The organism is Alphaproteobacteria bacterium (genome assembly GCA_025210155.1).
In the GTDB taxonomy this organism is placed as follows: Bacteria; Pseudomonadota; Alphaproteobacteria; order Rs-D84; family CASDRH01; genus JAOASE01.
Genome location: JAOASE010000001.1, coordinates 1 through 14619 on the forward strand (window position 1 = coordinate 1; position 14619 = coordinate 14619).

Consider the following 14619-nt stretch of genomic DNA (forward strand, 5'->3'; position numbering starts at 1 on the left):
ACAGGATTTGAACCTGCGACACCTACGTCCCAAACGTAGTACTCTACCAGACTGAGCTACTTCCCGAAGTCTTAAGATATCCTCATTATATGTATAAAAAAACAAAAGTCAAAACTTTTTTTAAATATTTTTTAAAAAGCAAACTCTTGATTATTTACTCTATAAAAACTATAATATAGAAGGTAGATTAAAAAGGAGTTTATCATGAAATTCAAACCATTGTTCAATAATATTCTTATAGAAAGATTAGAAGAAGAAAATCAAACTGCAGGAGGAATAATAATTCCAGATACAGCAAAAGAAAAACCTTCTAAAGGAGTTGTTATAGCAGTTGGAGAAGGTTCCATAACAGAAAATGGGACAAGAATAACTCCAGATGTAAAAGAGGGTGATGTTGTTATCTTCGGAAAGTGGGGCGGAAACGACGTAAAACTAGACGGAAAAGATTTCGTAATAATCAAAACAGAAGACATTCTAGGAATTATAGAGTAATAAAATTACAGGTATAATTTTTATAAAAGAAAAGTTAGTTGACAACTCATAGTTTATAAAATAGAGTTAATCTATATTATCTATTTAAAAATATTTATTAACAATAATCTACATATCTATGAACAACAGATTCAAAAAGATTTCATCAGAAATGTTGGTAATACCAATGTTAGATGAGAGGACTGATAATTTCCTCAATAAGCTAGGAGAAGTACTCCCAGAAGATTTTTCTGTAACCGATGAATTGATATTTAAGGTCGTTTCATTTTTCTCTTTTAAAGAGGAGATGAAAGATTTTTATATTGGTCAATTTGAGGGGTTAGAAATTGCTCTTAAAAAAGAGAAGACAAACATGAAAATCTTTCTTAGAAGGAAAGATTGGAAAGATGACACTCATGAGATGCTTTCTATTGACATAAGTGATATTTCAGTAGCTATATCTTCCTGTATTGAAAGAGTGTTTAACCTTAAAAGCCATTCTTATTTTCATGCTGTATTCAATAATAGGATAGAGTACGGACCATCTTATGGATATATCTACGGTGGTGGCTCCAAAGAATTTGGACTTACCTATGGCGTTAAGGAAGGTAAACTTAATAAGGAATTCAATATGGGTCGTAAATGCTCCGACATAGAAGACCTTTTATTAGAAGCAAAAAAAATCCTGGAAGAAGATCCCGCCAAATGGGAAAAAGTTATGGTAGCACTATGGAGCTATTCAAAACTTTACAAAAAATCCATTGGAGAATTTAAACAAAGAAACAGATCTCTTATTTATTCTTCAAGGAATGAGTTTGAGATAATAAGTAGAGACACAAGACCAGATTTGGTCGAAGAAATTAAGCCATTTCCGGTTTAAAAAATCACAGGGTAGAATAAACAAATTCTATCCTGTTTTTTTTGTGCAAAAAGATATCCTATTCCAGTTGAAAGTTTCTCCCTTGCAACTATATATTCTATATGTTAAAATAATACACATAAAAATTCATAAAAAAAGGTAGAGAAGATGGGTAAATTAATAGTATTCTCAGATCAAGCTAGACAACAAATAAAGCAGGGTGTTGATAAACTTGCAAACGCAGTTAAAACAACGTTAGGACCAAAAGGTCGTAATGTAGTAATAAGCGCTTCATTCGGCTTACCACATTCCACTAAAGATGGTGTAACAGTTGCAAAAGCAATAGACCTAAAAGACCCAGTTGAAAACTTAGGTGCTAAAATGGTTCAAGAGGTAGCAAGTAAAACAGCTGACCACGCAGGTGATGGAACAACAACTGCAACAGTACTAGCTCAATCTATCTACTCAGAAGGCGTTAAATCTGTAGTAGCAGGTATGAACCCTATGGATGTTAAAAGAGGTATAGACAACGCAGTAAAACAAGTTGTAAAGAGCATCAAAGATCAATCTAAAGAAGTTAAACAGAACGAGGAAATCGCCCAAGTGGCAACTATCTCTGCCAACGGAGATAAAGACCTAGGAAAAATGATTGCCCACGCAATGGATAAGGTAGGCAAAGAAGGTGTAATCTCAGTAGAAGAAGCTAAAGGCATGGAAACTACTGTTGACGTAGTAGAAGGAATGCAGTTCGACAAAGGATATATGTCTCCATACTTCATAACTAATCCAGATAAATTACTTTGCGAATTCGACAATCCTTATATTTTGATAACAGATAGCAAAATAGCAAACGTTCAAGCTATAGTTCCTCTTTTGGAAAATATTTCTCAATCAGGTAAACCATTACTAATCATTGCCGAGGATATTGAAGGCGACGCCCTTTCTACATTAGTCATAAATCGTCTAAGAGGTGGTCTGAAAATCTGTGCAGTTAAAGCTCCAGGTTTTGGCGACAATAAAAAAGAAACACTATTAGATCTTGCAACACTTACAAACGCTACGGTAATATCTGAAGATCTAGGAATGAAATTAGAAAACACATCTATGCAAATGTTAGGTAGATGTAAAAAGATTTCGGTTTCGAAAGAAACTACAACAGTAGTTGATGGTGCTGCAGACAAAGAAGATGTAGAACAAAGAGTTTCAGAAATCCGACATCAAATAAAATCAGCTAAATCATATGATAAAGATAAACTTCAAGAAAGGCTAGCTCGTCTTGCCGGTGGTGTAGCTGTTATCAGAATAGGTGGCTCATCAGAAATCGAAGTTAAAGAAAAGAAAGACAGAATAGATGACGCTCTTTGTGCAACTCGTGCTGCAGTAGAAGAGGGTATTGTTTGCGGTGGTGGAGTAGCTTTACTTAACGCCATCAAAGGCTTAGATAAAGTGAATGCTGACAACCAAGACCAACAATCTGGTATCAATATAATTAAAAACTCACTTCAAACTCCATTAAGACAAATTTGTGCAAACGCTGGCGTAGACGGAGCCGTTGTAGTTGGTAAGATACTAGAAAACAAAGACTATAAATTCGGATACGATGCCTATAAAGATGAATATAAAGATATGTTCAAAAACGGTATCATAGATCCTGCTAAAGTAGTTCGTTCAGCAATAGAAGATGCTGCCTCAGTAGCAGGAATTCTAATTACTACAGAATGTGTGGTAGCGGACGAACCAAAATCAGAAAACTCATGCGGCCACGACCACGGTCACGGAAACCTAAACCCAATGGGAATGATGTAGATGAAGCAAGGAACAAAAACTTTTTTAACATTTATAGCGTTGCCATTAACAATAGCTGTAATAAGCATTTTTACAGTTTTTATAATGATGCCTAGGTTAGAAGAATTACCTAAAGAAAGTGAAAAAGTTATAGAGGTTAAAAAAGGAGACACTATAAAAGAAAGGACTATTATAAAAGTAGTTGATGTTAAAGATAAAGAAAATAAATTTGCTGAAGAGTATTATGCTCAAAGATCTTATGTTTTAGATTTTTGGTTAACTTGTCTTGGTATAATAATAACGGTTATAAGTATAATATTACCAATAGGAGCCTATCTTTTTAAGAGAGATATTGATATTAAAAATAAAGAGGAATTAGATTTTGCTAAAAAAGAATTGGAAGATGCAAAAAAAGATGTAATAAGTGTGAAAGAAGAACTGGAAATAGCAAAGAAAGAAGTGGTAAGTAGTAAGAATAAAATAGAAAAAACAAAAGAGGAGTGTGATGATTATTTATTAAAAATAAAAGAAGAAGAGGATAGTCTTGATAAATTAATTAAAGAAATGAAAGTTGAGTTAAATACTTTATCTGATTTAAGAAATGAAGTAAAAATTGATTTTGAATATATTAAGAAGGAGAATAAAGAATCAATAGATAATTTAAAGAAAAATAAAGCAATATCTTATTTTATAGAGGCTCTTAAATTCCAAGATGAAAAAGATTATACTAAGTCCATAGAGAGCTATAATAAATCTCTTAAATTAAATCCTAAAGACCACCTTTCATATAATAATTTAGGATGTATTTATCTGGAAATTAAAGACTATGCTAATTCAGAACTTTTTTTAAAGAAATCAATAGAAGAAAATTCTGATTTCGGAGGCGCATATTCTAATTTAAGTATTTTATATCTTGAGAAAAAAGAATTTGAAAAAAGTATTGAATATGCTAAAAAAGCATTAAAATTAGAGCCAGACAATATTTCGAATAATTATAATATAATAGAAGTTTATCTTTTGAAAGGAGATTATTTAGAAGCTTTAGAATATTTAAATAAATATATAGAAAAATTCAAGGATAGAGCTGTGATTTTAATAAAAGATTATTATATATGGGAAAATTCTATAATGAATTGCAATATAAAAGAAGTTAAAGTTAAATTAAAAGAATTATTTTCAAATTTAGAAAAAAAGGAAATTTTACAATAATGGATAAGAAGCGATGCTTTTGGGTTTCTACCCAAGACCAAATATATAAAGATTATCACGATAATGAATGGGGTATTCCATGCCACGATGAACATTATCTATTCGAAAGCCTTAGCCTAGAAGCATTCCAGGCAGGGTTATCTTGGATAACTATTCTAAAGAAACGTGAAAACTTCCGTAAAGCATTCGATAATTTCAATTTACAAAAAATCAAAAACTACGATGAAAAGAAAATAGAAACTCTAATGCAAGATGCAGGTATCATAAGAAATAGATTAAAAATCCTAGCAACCATTAATAACGCAAAAATCTTTGAAGAAATCCAAAAAGAATTCGGTTCATTTGATAAATATATATGGCACTGGACTGATGGAAAAGTAATCAACAACAAAATAAAATCAGAGGCTGATTTCATAGCAACGTCACCACTTTCAGATGCAGTAGCAAAGGACCTGAAGAAAAGAGGTATGAAATTCTTAGGATCAACAACTATTTACGCATACTTACAAGCTATAGGTGTAGTAGACGACCATGAAGAAAGTTGTTTCCTTAGCAAAAAAGATTAATAATAAATATCCATATTATTCAGAGCTTTAAGCACAAATTTAGAAACTTCTTCACATCTATAATTATCATAATTTTCAATGTCTAAAATTATCTTATAATTCTTTTGATCATAAATACTTAAAACATTATCATTCTCAACTAGCTTATATCTAGGAATTCTTCTGTTTTTAGAAATCTTAGCTAATTTATGAAAGCTATTATTATCCATTGAAGAGCTAGAAAATGCTATAGTAGAAGCATCTGACAGAGTGGTCATAGAACTGCCACCACCAACAAAATTATTATTAGAAAAGACTATACCTCTTTGTTTTATATAAATATCCCATCCATCATTTTCTAAACTTCTTTTTAAAAATCTGAAGCAAGAATATTCTTTACTTCTAGAAATTTCCATACTCTTTTGAGCAGGATCAATGTCTTCATATTTGTACATTTTGACACATGAAGACATAAGCAAAGTTGTAAATAAAAGAATAAATTTTTTCATAATATTCAATCCTGTATAGTTTTTCACCAGTTTAAAAACTTATAAGCTATTGAGAATAAAATCAAGGAATTTATTTGCATAAAAAAATTCCCCTCAGAAATAAAAGAGGGGAATACAAACCTTAGGTAGAAGTTTTATTTTGAAAAGATTTTATAAAAAGGTTTAATTCCAGTGATTATTGCAATTATTAAATAATCTACCCAACTAACTGAAAGTAATACTGGAAAGAATTTAGATAATAACCCTGAAACAAAAAGCATAGCAAGGAATAATAGATCTAAATGACCAACTCTTGCATTCTTAATAAAGTTATCAAATCTTCCCCAAAGTCCTTTCTTTTTTCCGCTATCAAATAACTCAATCCAGAGCCCTTCACAACAAACTAAAAGTAGTAATAAATAAGCCCACCAATCAAGTATTAAAGCCTTTGGATAAGAGACCATAATTGTAAGACCAATTGAAAAAAATGAAAGTTTTAATAATGAAAAATCTAAAAAACTTAGTTTTCTAATATTTTTTATATAAAAAGAATTTAAAGACATGACACACCTCCTTATCTTTAATTACTAATTATATTTTACACAAAAAATTCAGATTAATCAAATGATTATTAGCATAGGAATAAGTTCCCCAGCAAATCAAATTAATTTTTGCCTTGAAATAGAATCTATAAGAACTTATTCTTTTCCCATTAATTAATTTAAACCTAATTAAGATGATAGTACCAAAAGAATTTTTTGAAGTGTTCGTTTGCAAAGATGATGGTACTTTTGAATTTCTCGTCATAGGGGATATTCATCAGTACAATTTTCATGCAATAGCATTGATATTTTTAAATATTACAAAAGTCCCGGAAGGATATACATCTCTAAAAAAAGAAGGCGTCAAAGAGCTTTTAATAAGAAATAGAAAGTCTTTAAAGTTAGCTCAAGAAGGTCTTTCTGAAAAAATAAATAAAAGTTTAGAAATGATCTTAAGAGATTTATATAATCAAAAAGGGAAAAATCAAATTCTTACATTGTAAAATAGAAAAATCCTCAAGGTAAATAACTTTGAGGATTTTTTTTATAAAAATAGGGTTGTAGAGTTATTAAATTTATGTTAATATCCCAATGTATTTAGAGATGTTAATTAGCTATAATAAAAAAAACTCACAATAAACTCACAAGAGTTTTATATATAATTTTTTATTATATGCTTTAAAAAATAATAAATATTCCAAATTACTTAAATTACAAATATTTTAAAATGAATCATAGTTTATGATACAAATTATACTTTTAAAAAAAATGGAGGGTTTAATGAAAAAACAATTGCAAAAATTCCAACAAGGCCGATCAATGATAGAGATGCTAGGGGTTCTAGGCATCATGGCAGTAATTACAGTGCTAGCAATAACAGCATATAAGATGGCATATAGAAATTCAAAGATGAATGAATTGAAGCAAGAGTTAGGAAGTATAAATCAGCAAATAGATCAGTCTTATGCCAATCAAAAATTTCAAGATGAGGGAGTTGTTTTAGGCGAAGACAGAACTTTTGAAAATATGTTTGTAGATACAAAAATGCTAAAATCAGCAGTAACTCCATTCGGGGGAACTTACTCAATCTCAGCAGTATCTAACGATTTATTTGAAGTTAAATTAAATGGTCTTGAAGAAGACGAGTGTTTATATGTTATTCAAGATGATGCTCTTTTAAAGAAAACAGAAAAGATGACAATATCTTGCGTAGATATAAATGGATTAGAACATTTTACCTCAAATAACATAAACAATCCAGACTATTCTGGTGGTAATGGTGGTAGTTCTGAAGAACCAGGCGGCGGCGATACAGGTGGAAACACAGGTGGAGATACGGGAGGTTCTGAGAAACCAGAAGAACCGTATATACCAAGTGAAGAAATGAAAGACTATCTATCGGAATTGAATGATTATGAACTATCAGCTCTTTGTACAGGAAGTGATAATGATGCTATATGTAAAGTATGGTTAGATGGAAACCCAGAATCTAATGATTTAGAAATAGCATGTTCAGAAACAAAAAGATCAGATATATGTAATGCATTTATAGAAAGTAATCCAGATAGTTGGGCATTGCAAAGAAGCTGCTCCGATACAAAACTTAAAGCAGCATGTGATGCATATGTAGAAACCAATCCTGAAATTTGGGATCTTCAAATGGCATGTGGAATGTCTGGCAATGATAATGTTTGTAAAGCGCTTTTAGAATCTCCAGACATGAATGAATCTTATTTAGGAGAAGTTTGCGGGCAAAGTAATAACACAGCAGTTTGCGATGAATATTTTGCTACAAATCCAAGCCCAGAAGAGTTGCAACAACCTTGTGCTTCGGGAAGTGATAGAGCATGTGAGGAGCTATTTAATTCCGAAGTTCCAATAGAAGATACAAGATTGCTAGCATCAGCTTGTAATAACGGTGTTAAAGCAGCTTGTGATGCTTATATGGAAACAAACCCAACAGATACAAGAGAACTTCATACTGCATGTATCACAGGTGGAAGTGCCGAGGCTTGTGATAAGATGCTTGAGAATTTAGATAAAGATAATTATAACTATGATTGGTACTTAAGTTCTTCATGTTATAGTGGAAATAGCCAGGCATCATGTGATAAACTTCTTGATGAGAAAAATGATGGATATACTTATGCAGAAACTTGTCGTCAAACAGGTGATGCGGATGTATGTAACAAGGCTTTTGAAATAAGCACTCAAGAAGAAGGAAATTGGGATGGATACTTATGTCATAACTCAGGAATGGCTCAAGCATGTAAAAGAAATTGTGAAATGTATGGCAATAAATCCGCTTGTGCAGCTGAGGTATTAATAAATGAGGGTGGCTGGAATAAATAATATATGGCACAATAAAATTAATCAAAAATAAAGCCTCTAAATTAGAGGCTTTTAATTTATATCAGGTATTATTAATATTCTTCAACACTTTCGTCTGCAAAGTAAACATCTACACCAGCATTTTTTAAAATATCGACACCATCACTCTTATATTTTTTAAGGCATTTAACTTCTTTTATACCACATCGAACTATCATCATAGCACAAGATCTACAAGGAGACATCTTACAATACATCGTTGCCCCCTCAAGTGCAATACCTTGTCTCGCAGCTTGGCATATAGCATTTTGTTCTGCATGTATAGTTCTAAAACAATGGTCACTCTTAGAACCGTCTTCGTGAATAACAGTTTTCATTAGATGCCCAACTTCATCACAATGCTTTTCTCCCGGGGATGATCCTACGTACCCAGTAGCTAGAATTTGCTTATCTTTAACTATAATGCAGGCAGTTTTACCTCTGTCGCAAGTAGCTCTCTTAGCAACCGCATTTACCAAGTTAAAAAAGTATTCATCCCAAGTTGGTCTTTTTTCATCTAAATCAATCATATTTATTCCCCTTTATATTCTTGATTATTCTTCAACTAAATCATCAACAAACTCTTTAGCATTAAATGGCTTAATATCATTTAAAGTTTCACCGAAACAAACAAACGATATATTATTTCCATATTTCTTAACCATAGACAGAGCAATTCCACCTTTAGCAGAAGAATCCATCTTAGTTAAAATAACGGCAGACATATCAGCTTCCTTCCCAAAATTCTCAGCCTGCAGTAAACCGTTTTGTCCAGTGGTTCCATCTAAAACAAGAAATGTTTCGGCAGGAACTTTGACATCTTCAGTCTCATGTTTCTTAATAGCTCTTGTTAATTTCCCTAATTCAGCCATTAATTCTTCACGAGAATGTAATCTTCCAGCTGTATCTATAATAAGAACATCTGAATTATTTTTCTTAGCCTCTATAACAGACTCATACGCCAATCCGCTTGCATTAGCCCCAGTTTCCTTAGCAATAAAGTGAGCGCCAGTCCTTTTAGCAAAATCTTGAACTTGCTCAACAGCGGCTGTTCTAAACGTGTCACAAGCAGCTATAGATACTTTTAATTTATTATCAGCAAACATCTTAGACATTTTACCAATAGTAGATGTTTTTCCAGCGCCATTCACTCCGATCATAAGTATTGTAAATGGCATCTCAGAATTTTTATTTCTAAAGTTTTTTATATCTTCTATAAATAAAGAATAGTCCTTTAAATCAGCCTTGTCAAATATCTCTAACATTTTTTCTTTAAGAATGGCTTTAACTTCCTCAAGAGAAACTTCCTCTTTAAACTTCTTTTTTTCAAGGTAAGAGGTAAGTTCAGAGACAACATCATAAGATATATCTGAGGTGATAAGAGTTTCTTCTAACTCTTCTAAAAAAGTTTCATCAATTTTTTGTTTTTTACCAAATATAGATAATTTTTTACCCAATCCAAACATCAATAATTTTCCTAAGTTTTTCCTTGTTTTTACTACACATAATATATAAAATAACTACTAAAAGATTATATATTGAAAGAAAATAGAATGCAAGACGTTTATAACAGTTTATTCAAAGATGAAAATGGAGACTTAAAGGTATTTTCAGTATCGGAAATATCTAATATACTAAAGCAAACAATAGAAAATGGTTTTTCTAAAATTCGTATTCGTGGAGAAATAACGGGTCTTAAAAAACACCAGTCAGGTCATTACTATTTCGATTTAAAAGAAAAAGTTCAAGGTAGGGACTTTATACTTAATGGAGTTATCTGGAAATGGACTAAACTTCCTGTAGAACCAGAAGAAGGACTTGAAGTTATAATAGATGGAAAAATAACTGTTTATACAGGTAGATCGTCTTACCAAGTCACTGTTGAAAAAATGGAAATAGCAGGCGAGGGAGCTTTACTTAAACTAATAGAAGAGCGTAAGAAAAAATTAGCAGCAGAAGGTTTATTCGATGCCGATCGTAAAAAAGAACTTCCTATGTTGCCCAAATCTATAGGTGTAATAACTTCAGAAACTGGTGCAGTAATACAAGATATCATGCACAGAATTAAAGATAGATTTCCAACAAGAGTTATCCTTTGGCCTGTAGCGGTTCAAGGAGATACAGCTCATAATAGCATAGCAGCTGCAATAAAAGGTTTCGATGCTATACAAGGAGAGAATCGTCCAGAAGTTTTGATAGTAGCAAGGGGTGGAGGGTCTCTACAAGATCTTATGCCATTCAACGAAGAGATAGTTGTAAGGGCTGCAGCGGAATGTTCAATTCCTCTTATATCTGCAGTAGGACACGAAACAGACACAACTCTTATAGACTATGCATCAGATAGGCGAGCTCCAACTCCAACAGGCGCTGCAGAAATAGCTGTGCCAGTTCGTTCTGAACTACTTCAAGATTTAGCCAACAAGCAAAATCGTTTAGATAATTTCATGATAAGATATTTTGAGATGTTCAAAGAGAGAGTTATCAACATAAAGAAAAGAGTTAAATCTCCTATGCAAATTCTGGAAGATATAACACAAAGAATAGTTGAAAAACAAACTCGTATTAACAATGCAGTTAAAAACACTTTTGAAAAAACAGAGAATAAAATAAAGTATCTTCAAAAGCTTGTAGAAAGTTACTCTTTCAAAAAAGTTCTTAAAAGAGGTTATGCTGTTGTTTGGGGTGATGATAAGAAATTAGTATCATCAGCAGACAAGGCTAAGTCTCAAAAGAATATAGAAATAGAATTCTACGATGGAAAATATTCAGGTGATAATATTACAGTATCTTCAACTTCCTCATCAAAAAAATGTTGTGATGAGAAGAAAATAATATTTGGGAAAAAGCAAAATCTAAAGCAAGACGATTTATTCTAGGGAGAGAATATGTTTAAAAAAATAAAATCATTTTGGAAAAAAATGAGAACGCCAAAACCATTTAAATATGGTTATATGGAAACAGGTGATGGTCACCAAATTTACTATGCTATTTTTGGAAATAAAAAAGGAACTCCAATAATTAACTTTAATGGAGGTCCAGCTTGGTATTTTGATAATAAGGATGCATTAAGATTTAATCTAAAAAGTCAAAAGGTTATTATGTTTGATCAACGAGGCGGTGGTAGATCTCTTCCTTATGGTGAAGCTAAAAACAATGAAACAAAACATCTTATTTCAGATGCCAAAAAATTATTATCTCATCTAAATATAGATCAAAAAGTCATAGTAACAGGAACTTCATGGGGCTCAGCGCTTGCGGTTCTTTTTGCATCAAAATATCCAAAAGAAGTATCTAAGCTTGTTTTAAAAGATTTTTTTAATGGTCTAGAAACGGTAGATAAGTGGATTTTCGAAGACTCTAAGAGTTTTTACCCAGAACTATACAATCAATTTATAAAAGATGTTCCAAAAGGCACACATCCATTTGAATACTATAATAAACAACTTCATAGTAAAAAGTATTCAGATAGAAAAAAAGCAGCCAATAATTTTACATCTTATGAATTTGCTTTAGGTAGTCTAAATCCTAATAATTTACCAAAGGAATGGCTTACAGAAAGGTTTGTAAAACAAAATCAACTAAAGCTTCATTATATGGTTAATAAGTATTTCATGAAGAAAAACGAAGTAGTAAAAACAGTTTCAAAAATAAAACATATTCCGTGTATTATAATACATAATCGTTTGGATATGATTTGCCCAGTGGAAGGTGCTTATAACTTCGCAAAAGACTACGGTAAAAAGTGCAAACTTATAATCGTAGATGAACTTGGACACGGGGGATTAAAAAACAAAAAAGAATTTGTAAAACAACTAAAAAAATTATAAACTAAATAAAAAATTAAAATCGAGGGAAGGGGTAAAACAATGCCATCATCAGATAGTTCAATAAAAAAATTAATAAGTTATATATTTTGGATGTTTATAATGCCATCACTAATCTGGCAAGTATTCGTTTATTTAAACGATGGTGTAGATCCAAGTAAAGGCGGAGATATGAAACCTCCTGCAGAGATAGAAAAACTAATGAAGGACACAATGAAGGATGCTGATATGGAAGCTTTCTCAGGTAGTGCTGCATTCCAAGGAGCTAGTAAGGAAGAAATGAAAAAGATGAATGCTTCTATGCATATGATGGGTATTCCAGCAGAGTTTGAAGCTCCAAAGCCTAAAAAACCAGCAACTAACCCAAATGTACAAGAATATATAGACGAAGACGGTATTAAAATCCGCGTACAAATGAATTAAGGAAATTATATGAAATTAAGAATGCCAACTGTAAGTATAGACAATGCGACAAGGGTCCTAAAAGTAGCTAATATTTTTAGATATTTTCTTATGATCATGCCAGTTATAGTATTAGTATATAAAGATAAAGGTATAACAACAGGGGATTTTTTCCTAATTCAAGGTATATTTTCTTTTACAGTTTTTCTTCTTGAAGTTCCAACAGGGTATATAGGAGATTTATTTTCTAGAAAAAAAGTTATGGTTATTTCTTCCTTAATAACTTTCTTAGCACACACATATCTATTAGCCACAGATGGATTTATAAATATAATGATTGTAGAAATGTTTTGGGGATTAGCAGCCGCTTTAATGTCAGGAACGATGTCTGCATACCTATATGATATTTTAGAAAAGCAAAAAAAAGAAAATATTGTCATGAAAGAAGAGGGGGCTCTTGCTTCATCAAAAATGATGAGCACATCTATAGCAACCTTTTCAGGTGGTGTAATATATAATTATTTTGGAGCTAATGTATTGATAATAATAACATCAATATTAATGTTCATATCGTGTATATTATTCTCCATACTTCCTGATATAAAGGATAATAAAAGAGTGATGGAAAAAGTAAAACAAGAGATATTATAGATATATCTAAGTATGCTATAAACCACCTAGAAATTAAATGGTTAATTTTATTTCCAACAGCGTTTGGAGCGGGATCTTTCTGTTTGTTTTGGGCTCAGCAAGCATTAATGGAACAATCAATGGTATTACCATCATTATTTGGTTTATTCATGGGTTTTATGACACTTTCAAGAGCATCTTTTGCTCATTTCGCTCATAAAATATTTAATAAGCTAAAGACAAAAGGAACATCTTTGTTGCTATTTTTCTTTTTATCTTTAGGTATTATTTCAGGAATAATAGGCAGCTCAATAGAAAGTACAGAGTTGTCATATATTTTCATTCTATTAATAGGTTTTTTTGTTGGATCTCAAGGAGCTATAAACGTTGTTAGTAGATCAATGATAAATCACAGAATTAAATCAGATGAAAGAGCAACAGTATTATCAGTTGATAATATGGTTAAAAGAATATTTATGGGAACTATAATGATTTTGGCTAAATTTATAATTGATGGAATAAGTCTTAGAGCAATGTATATAGTTTTAGGAATAACAGTAATACCATTAACATTCTGGAGTATGAAAAAACTTCTTAAATTAAAAATAGCATAATTAGTACGAAGCTTCGTATAAAATGTTTAATCAAGTATTTTGTGCGAAGAAAGGTAAAAAAGATTTAAAAATTCTAAGGAGTTTATAAGTAATAAATGACTGAATTTTTATAATCGTCTTTTTTCCTTAGATTCGTACAAAAGACGAAGGATTAAAAATGAAAAATATACTAGTAATAAACTGTGGTTCATCATCACTTAAATACCAATTATTTGCAGTGGAAGAATCTACAAAACAATTCAATGTAATCGCAAAAGGAAATGCCGAAAGAATAGGGCAAGCTAACTCTTTTGTAAAACATTCACATGACGGAGAAAAACAAAAGATAGAAGAATTCTTTCCAACTCACAAAGAAGTTCTAGATAAAATCATAAGTCTTTTAGGTGATGTTAAGGTTGACGCAGTAGGACATAGAGTTGTTCATGGCGGAGAAGATTTCGCTAGCTCAGTAAAAATCACTGACAGTGTTTTAGAGAGTATAGATAAAAACACTCCACTAGCACCATTACATAATCCTGCAAATATCCTAGGTATAGAGGCTTCAAAGAAGGCATTGTCAAACGCGGAGCAAGTAGCAGTTTTTGATACAGCATTCCACCAAACAATGCCATGCGAAAACTATCTTTATGCAGTACCTCAAGAATGGTACAAGGAACATAAAGTTCGTAGATACGGTTTCCATGGAACATCACACCTTTATGTTTCAAAACGTGCAGCTAAAATGCTTAACAAAGATGAAAAAGATCTAAATATAGTAACACTGCACTTAGGTTCTGGAGCTTCAGTTACAGCAATAAGAAATGGTGTTTCTATAGATACTTCAATGGGTATGACACCTATGTCTGGTGTAGTTATGAGCACAAGAACAGGAACAAAAGAA

Annotated in this window: 17 protein-coding genes; 13 read left to right on the forward strand and 4 right to left on the reverse strand. The window is 31.6% G+C overall.

Annotated elements, in window-relative coordinates:
- Positions 1 to 204 precede the first annotated feature (204 nt).
- The 5 genes from N4A44_00005 to N4A44_00025 all read left to right on the forward strand — a co-directional run bounded on the left by N4A44_00005 (position 205) and on the right by N4A44_00025 (position 4890).
- Positions 205 to 492: a co-chaperone GroES gene (locus N4A44_00005; GenBank protein MCT4552031.1), complete on the forward strand. Its 288-nt coding sequence runs from the start codon at positions 205 to 207 to the stop codon at positions 490 to 492.
- A gap of 118 nt (positions 493 to 610) precedes the next feature.
- Positions 611 to 1351, forward strand: a complete 741-nt coding sequence (locus tag N4A44_00010; GenBank protein MCT4552032.1) for a hypothetical protein — start codon at positions 611 to 613, stop codon at positions 1349 to 1351.
- A 147-nt stretch (positions 1352 to 1498) separates the two neighbouring features.
- Positions 1499 to 3136 carry a chaperonin GroEL gene (groL, locus tag N4A44_00015; GenBank protein MCT4552033.1) on the forward strand — a complete coding sequence of 546 codons (1638 nt, stop codon included), beginning with the start codon at positions 1499 to 1501 and terminating at the stop codon, positions 3134 to 3136.
- Complete coding sequence (locus N4A44_00020; GenBank protein ID MCT4552034.1) at positions 3137 to 4324, forward strand: tetratricopeptide repeat protein; 1188 nt, start codon at positions 3137 to 3139, stop codon at positions 4322 to 4324.
- Positions 4324 to 4890 carry a DNA-3-methyladenine glycosylase I gene (locus tag N4A44_00025; protein ID MCT4552035.1) on the forward strand — a complete coding sequence of 189 codons (567 nt, stop codon included), beginning with the start codon at positions 4324 to 4326 and terminating at the stop codon, positions 4888 to 4890. The genes N4A44_00020 and N4A44_00025 overlap by 1 nt, the downstream gene beginning before the upstream one ends.
- Here N4A44_00025 and N4A44_00030 read toward each other — a convergent pair.
- Together N4A44_00030 and N4A44_00035 are read right to left on the reverse strand one after the other, a co-directional pair.
- Positions 4887 to 5378, reverse strand: coding sequence for a hypothetical protein (locus tag N4A44_00030; GenBank protein ID MCT4552036.1), 492 nt, complete (start codon positions 5376 to 5378; stop codon positions 4887 to 4889). The genes N4A44_00025 and N4A44_00030 overlap by 4 nt on opposite strands.
- A gap of 134 nt (positions 5379 to 5512) precedes the next feature.
- Positions 5513 to 5920, reverse strand: coding sequence for a hypothetical protein (locus N4A44_00035; GenBank protein ID MCT4552037.1), 408 nt, complete (start codon positions 5918 to 5920; stop codon positions 5513 to 5515).
- 173 nt (positions 5921 to 6093) lie between these two features.
- Between N4A44_00035 and N4A44_00040 the strand changes: the two genes are divergently transcribed.
- Both N4A44_00040 and N4A44_00045 read left to right on the forward strand, forming a co-directional pair.
- A complete protein-coding gene (locus tag N4A44_00040; protein MCT4552038.1) occupies positions 6094 to 6402 on the forward strand; it encodes a hypothetical protein in 309 nt (102 codons plus the stop codon).
- Between the two features lie 277 nt (positions 6403 to 6679).
- On the forward strand, positions 6680 to 8251 hold the full coding sequence (locus tag N4A44_00045) for a hypothetical protein (GenBank protein ID MCT4552039.1): 1572 nt from the start codon (positions 6680 to 6682) through the stop codon (positions 8249 to 8251).
- Positions 8252 to 8322: 71 nt separating this feature from the next.
- Here the strand turns inward: N4A44_00045 and N4A44_00050 are convergent, their stop codons facing one another.
- Together N4A44_00050 and ftsY are read right to left on the reverse strand one after the other, a co-directional pair.
- The gene (locus N4A44_00050) at positions 8323 to 8799 is read right to left on the reverse strand and encodes a cytidine/deoxycytidylate deaminase family protein (protein MCT4552040.1); all 477 of its coding nucleotides are present in this window, start codon (positions 8797 to 8799) and stop codon (positions 8323 to 8325) included.
- A 24-nt stretch (positions 8800 to 8823) separates the two neighbouring features.
- On the reverse strand, positions 8824 to 9735 hold the full coding sequence (gene ftsY / locus N4A44_00055) for a signal recognition particle-docking protein FtsY (protein MCT4552041.1): 912 nt from the start codon (positions 9733 to 9735) through the stop codon (positions 8824 to 8826).
- A 72-nt stretch (positions 9736 to 9807) separates the two neighbouring features.
- On the opposite strand from ftsY, the gene xseA reads away from it, so the two are divergent.
- The 6 genes from xseA to N4A44_00085 all read left to right on the forward strand — a co-directional run.
- Entirely contained in the window at positions 9808 to 11145 is a 1338-nt protein-coding gene (xseA, locus tag N4A44_00060) for an exodeoxyribonuclease VII large subunit (GenBank protein MCT4552042.1), read from the forward strand.
- 9 nt (positions 11146 to 11154) lie between these two features.
- Positions 11155 to 12096: an alpha/beta hydrolase gene (locus N4A44_00065; protein MCT4552043.1), complete on the forward strand. Its 942-nt coding sequence runs from the start codon at positions 11155 to 11157 to the stop codon at positions 12094 to 12096.
- Between the two features lie 39 nt (positions 12097 to 12135).
- Entirely contained in the window at positions 12136 to 12516 is a 381-nt protein-coding gene (locus N4A44_00070) for a hypothetical protein (protein ID MCT4552044.1), read from the forward strand.
- Between the two features lie 9 nt (positions 12517 to 12525).
- The gene (locus N4A44_00075; GenBank protein MCT4552045.1) at positions 12526 to 13146 is read left to right on the forward strand and encodes an MFS transporter; all 621 of its coding nucleotides are present in this window, start codon (positions 12526 to 12528) and stop codon (positions 13144 to 13146) included.
- A gap of 107 nt (positions 13147 to 13253) precedes the next feature.
- Entirely contained in the window at positions 13254 to 13739 is a 486-nt protein-coding gene (locus N4A44_00080; protein MCT4552046.1) for a hypothetical protein, read from the forward strand.
- Positions 13740 to 13896: 157 nt separating this feature from the next.
- Positions 13897 to 14619: acetate/propionate family kinase (locus N4A44_00085; protein ID MCT4552047.1), on the forward strand; the 723-nt coding region annotated here is incomplete at its 3' end.

Bases quoted from the DNA above. Each gene is read 5' to 3' on its own strand.
- N4A44_00005 (MCT4552031.1), top strand. From the start codon at position 205: ATGAAATTCAAACCATTGTTCAATAATATTCTTATAGAAAGATTAGAA.
- N4A44_00010 (MCT4552032.1), top strand. From the start codon at position 611: ATGAACAACAGATTCAAAAAGATTTCATCAGAAATGTTGGTAATACCA.
- groL (MCT4552033.1), top strand. From the start codon at position 1,499: ATGGGTAAATTAATAGTATTCTCAGATCAAGCTAGACAACAAATAAAG.
- N4A44_00020 (MCT4552034.1), top strand. From the start codon at position 3,137: ATGAAGCAAGGAACAAAAACTTTTTTAACATTTATAGCGTTGCCATTA.
- N4A44_00025 (MCT4552035.1), top strand. From the start codon at position 4,324: ATGGATAAGAAGCGATGCTTTTGGGTTTCTACCCAAGACCAAATATAT.
- N4A44_00030 (MCT4552036.1), bottom strand. From the start codon at position 5,378: ATGAAAAAATTTATTCTTTTATTTACAACTTTGCTTATGTCTTCATGT.
- N4A44_00035 (MCT4552037.1), bottom strand. From the start codon at position 5,920: ATGTCTTTAAATTCTTTTTATATAAAAAATATTAGAAAACTAAGTTTT.
- N4A44_00040 (MCT4552038.1), top strand. From the start codon at position 6,094: ATGATAGTACCAAAAGAATTTTTTGAAGTGTTCGTTTGCAAAGATGAT.
- N4A44_00045 (MCT4552039.1), top strand. From the start codon at position 6,680: ATGAAAAAACAATTGCAAAAATTCCAACAAGGCCGATCAATGATAGAG.
- N4A44_00050 (MCT4552040.1), bottom strand. From the start codon at position 8,799: ATGATTGATTTAGATGAAAAAAGACCAACTTGGGATGAATACTTTTTT.
- ftsY (MCT4552041.1), bottom strand. From the start codon at position 9,735: ATGTTTGGATTGGGTAAAAAATTATCTATATTTGGTAAAAAACAAAAA.
- N4A44_00065 (MCT4552043.1), top strand. From the start codon at position 11,155: ATGTTTAAAAAAATAAAATCATTTTGGAAAAAAATGAGAACGCCAAAA.
- N4A44_00070 (MCT4552044.1), top strand. From the start codon at position 12,136: ATGCCATCATCAGATAGTTCAATAAAAAAATTAATAAGTTATATATTT.
- N4A44_00075 (MCT4552045.1), top strand. From the start codon at position 12,526: ATGAAATTAAGAATGCCAACTGTAAGTATAGACAATGCGACAAGGGTC.
- N4A44_00080 (MCT4552046.1), top strand. From the start codon at position 13,254: ATGGAACAATCAATGGTATTACCATCATTATTTGGTTTATTCATGGGT.